4 protein-coding genes are annotated in these 4,114 nt (G+C 36.2%); all 4 read left to right on the forward strand.

All coding sequences use genetic code 11. From position 1 onward, the window contains the following. Positions 1-390 precede the first annotated feature (390 nt). The 4 genes from rfbD (at position 391) to rfbA (ending at position 3,877) form a co-directional block, all read left to right on the forward strand. A complete protein-coding gene (gene rfbD / locus AC061C_RS15315; protein ID WP_478291891.1) occupies positions 391-1,251 on the forward strand; it encodes a dTDP-4-dehydrorhamnose reductase in 861 nt (286 codons plus the stop codon). A 135-nt stretch (positions 1,252-1,386) separates the two neighbouring features. Next, the gene (rfbB, locus tag AC061C_RS15320) at positions 1,387-2,436 is read left to right on the forward strand and encodes a dTDP-glucose 4,6-dehydratase (RefSeq protein ID WP_478291892.1); all 1,050 of its coding nucleotides are present in this window, start codon (positions 1,387-1,389) and stop codon (positions 2,434-2,436) included. A 344-nt stretch (positions 2,437-2,780) separates the two neighbouring features. Further along, a complete protein-coding gene (locus AC061C_RS15325; protein ID WP_478291894.1) occupies positions 2,781-2,987 on the forward strand; it encodes a GxxExxY protein in 207 nt (68 codons plus the stop codon). 20 nt (positions 2,988-3,007) lie between these two features. After that, entirely contained in the window at positions 3,008-3,877 is an 870-nt protein-coding gene (gene rfbA, locus AC061C_RS15330) for a glucose-1-phosphate thymidylyltransferase RfbA (protein ID WP_478291893.1), read from the forward strand. The last annotated feature ends 237 nt before the right edge of the window (positions 3,878-4,114 follow it).

The raw sequence follows: 4,114 nt of genomic DNA on the forward strand, positions 1-4,114 counted from the left end.
GGTGCTTTTTTCTTTTGCCTTGATGCAAAAGAAACAAAAGATCAAGCCTGAAAATTTAAAACTTAAAAACTACCTCAAAACTATGTTCCGCAGTCCGAGCCGTTCGCTTTTCAAGCTCAACTCGCGGATTGCTGCCACTTCGTTTTTTCATTGTTTTTTGACGTTTTTAATTTAAGGGCGGTGATAGGAGTGGTGAGAAGAGCATTTACGGAGTTGTTATTATTATTAATATTGAAAGCCTACCGCGTCTTTGAGACAGCATTTCTGAACGTTCTTTGAATTAGAGAAAAAGAGTTGGATTTAGTTGTGAAGTTGTAGAAATTTATTAAATCATTAAGAAAAAAAATAAAGGTTAGTCTGTAAAACGACAGTCCTATTAATTAAAATAAAATGAATAAAATACTAGTTACCGGTGCCAAAGGACAACTGGGTTCTGAATTACAGGTGTTGTCAAAAGACTACAGTCAGTTTGAATGGGTTTTTACGGATAGGGAGGAATTGGATTTGTGTGATTTAGATCATTTAGCAATTGAAATAGCCAGAATTAATCCACAATTTATTATTAATTGTGCTGCACATACTGCTGTTGATCGTGCAGAAACAGAATTCGAGTTGTCGGATATTTTGAACCATCAAGCTGTTGCAGTACTAGCAAAATGGAGTCAGAACAACAACTGTAAACTGCTGCATGTTTCTACGGATTATGTTTATGATGGTACTGCAGCCATTGCATTGACGGAGACTGCTGCAACAAATCCTATCAATGTTTATGGTGTGACCAAATTAGCGGGTGAAAAGGCTTGTTTAGAAGAAAATCCAAATTCAATTATTATCAGGACTTCTTGGGTATATTCTAGTTTTGGTAGTAATTTTGTCAAAACGATGTCGAAGCTGATGCAAGAAAGAGCTACTTTGAACGTTGTTAACGATCAAATAGGTTCTCCTACGTATGCAGCCGATTTGGCACAAGCGATTGTGACGATTATAAATTATGCCACATGGAATCCAGGAATATATCATTTTTCGAATGAAGGGGAAATTAGTTGGTACGAATTTGCATTGGCCATTCAGGAAATTGGTGGTTTTGATTGTAAAATTAGCGGAATTCCAGCTTCGGATTATCCAACTCCAGCTCAACGTCCGGAGTATTCTTTATTGGATAAAAGTAAAATTAAAGCTATTTTTGGAGTACTCGTTCCTGATTATAAGGAAAGTTTACGCAAATGTATGGGGTTATTGAGGAATGAATAGTGAGGAATGAATAGTGAAGAATGAGAAGTGAATAGTGTAAAAAGTAAAGTGATAAAGAAATGCGTACAAGTAGCAGTATTATTTTAAAAAAAAATTTCCATTTAACCCTCACGATCAATTATAAACACAAATAAAATGAAAAAAATACTAATTACCGGTGGGGCCGGTTTTATTGGGTCACACGTTGTAAGGCTTTTTGTAAAAAAATATCCGCAGTATCAGATATTTAATTTGGATGCGCTAACGTATGCTGGTAATTTAGAAAATATAGTTGATATAGAAAAGGAACCTAATTATACTTTTGTAAAAGGCGATATAGTGGAAGCCGATTTTATTGATGCGTTGTTTGCTAAGCATCAATTTGATGGCGTATTGCATTTGGCCGCAGAATCTCATGTAGATCGTTCTATCACAGATCCGTTGGCTTTTGTGAAAACGAATGTTATTGGTACGATGAATTTGTTGAATGCAGCCAAAACCATTTGGAAAGATAGCATGGAAGGCAAGCGATTTTATCACATCAGTACCGATGAGGTTTATGGAAGTTTGGGTTCCGAAGGATTGTTTACAGAGACTACGGCTTACGATCCCAACTCTCCGTATTCTGCATCGAAAGCGAGTTCAGATCATTTTGTGCGTGCCTACGGCGAAACCTATGGATTGCCGTATGTATTGACCAACTGCTCTAATAACTACGGACCTTTTCACTTTCCTGAAAAATTAATTCCTTTGTTTATTAATAATATTATTCAAAATAAACCTTTACCCGTTTATGGGGATGGGAAATATACGCGTGATTGGTTATTTGTAGAAGATCATGCCGTTGCCATTGATCTGGTTTTTCACGAAGGAAAAAACCACGATACGTACAATATTGGAGGTTTTAACGAATGGCAAAATATCGATTTGGTGCAATTGCTATGCAAAATCATGGATGAAAAATTAGGCAGAGCAGCGGGAACCTCACAGCAATTAATCGCCTATGTTAAAGACCGTCCGGGGCATGATTTGCGGTATGCGATTGATGCGAGCAAGATCAATACAGAATTAGGGTGGAAGCCCTCGGTTACTTTTGAGCAAGGATTGGAACGAACCGTAAATTGGTATTTAGAAAATCAAATTTGGTTGAATAATATTACAAGTGGGGAGTATGCTAGTTATTACGATAAACAATACGCGAATTGAAAACGAATTTAAAGCGAATTAATCCGAATTTCATTAATGGATGCAGCCAATAAAATACGCTATAAAGAAGAAAGCTTTGCCATAATTGGTGCTTGTATTAAAGTAAGGATTACTTATTTCTAAGATTATAATTTTCTTTTTTGCTTGATCAAAAAAGAAACAAAAAAATCAAGTCTCCACATCCTCGTCGGTCAAATTTATTTTCGAATGCTAAAAGAAAAAAACTCGTCCTACGTCCTCAAACAGCTTTTCTTTTTGCATTCTTCAACTATTTGACGCTCGACTGCGGATGTTAAGGACGTTTAGTTCTCGCAAATAAAGGCAATTTAAATTGCATTTAAAAAATAGATTTAAAACCGCAAAACTTCAATTATTATCGCTTTGTTTGCTATGATACAATTATTGCCGAAATAAAAGCAGAATCACAAATACCAGTTACATTTTATGCGCAGTTAACCAATTATTTAAAATGTACAAAAATGGAATTGAGTATGTTGATTAATTTCGGCACGCCATCATTAAATTATAAAAGAATAATCAATTCGAATTAATTCGTAAAATTAGCAGCATTATGAAAGGAATTATATTAGCCGGAGGATCTGGCACTCGATTGCACCCGCTTACATTAGCGATGAGCAAACAAATGATGCCAGTGTATGATAAACCTATGATTTATTATCCATTGTCCACTTTGATGATGGCTGGAATTCATGAAATATTAATTATTTCTACTCCGCACGATTTGCCTAATTTTAAAAAACTGTTGGGCGATGGAGCAGCTATAGGCTGTACTTTTAGCTATGCTGAGCAAGCTATTCCTAATGGATTGGCACAAGCTTTTGTCATTGGGGAAGATTTTATTGGCGATGATAGTGTTGCATTGGTTTTAGGAGATAATATTTTCTTTGGTGCCAATATGGATGAGTTGTTGCGATCGAATACCAATCCGCAAGGTGGTGTTGTATTTGCCTACCACGTATCGGATCCAGAGCGCTATGGTGTAGTGGAGTTTGATGCTAATTTTAAGGCACTTTCTATTGAGGAAAAACCATTGGAACCTAAGTCTAATTATGCGGTGCCAGGTTTGTATTTTTATGATAACTCGGTAGTGGAAATTGCAAAAAATATCAAACCCAGTGCGCGTGGCGAATATGAAATTACAGATGTTAACAAAGTGTATTTGGACAAAGGAGCTTTGAAGGTAGGGATTTTAAGCAGAGGAACGGCATGGTTGGATACTGGAACGTTTAACAGTTTGATGCAAGCTGGACAATTTGTTCAGGTTATTGAAGAGCGCCAAGGATTGAAAATAGGTTGCATCGAAGAAATTGCTTGGCGACAGGGTTTTATTTCAGATGAGACACTTGCTGCATTAGCCACACCTTTGAAAAAATCGGGTTATGGAGAATATCTTTTAGGCTTGTTGAAGCAAAAGGTTTAATGTGAGAAGTGAAGAGTGAGAAGTGAAGAGTGAGAAGTGAGAAGTAAAGTGTGAGAAGTGAAGAGTGAGAAGTAAAGTGTGAGAAGTAAAGTGTGAGAAGTGAAGAGTGAGAAGTAAAGTGTGATAAGTGAGAAGTGTGATAAGTAATAATTTAGAAGTGAGTGGGTTGGGACGCTCAAAATTATTATTTCTTACAAAAGAATAGAATTATTCAAAACATAGTATTGATGGTATGAT

The sequence above is a fragment of the Flavobacterium sp. GNP010 genome, from assembly GCF_056428945.1.

Excerpts from the sequence above, each read along its gene's own strand:
- rfbB (WP_478291892.1), top strand. The coding sequence starts at position 1,387 with ATGAAAAAAATACTAATTACCGGTGGGGCCGGTTTTATTGGGTCACAC.
- rfbD (WP_478291891.1), top strand. The coding sequence starts at position 391 with ATGAATAAAATACTAGTTACCGGTGCCAAAGGACAACTGGGTTCTGAA.
- rfbA (WP_478291893.1), top strand. The coding sequence starts at position 3,008 with ATGAAAGGAATTATATTAGCCGGAGGATCTGGCACTCGATTGCACCCG.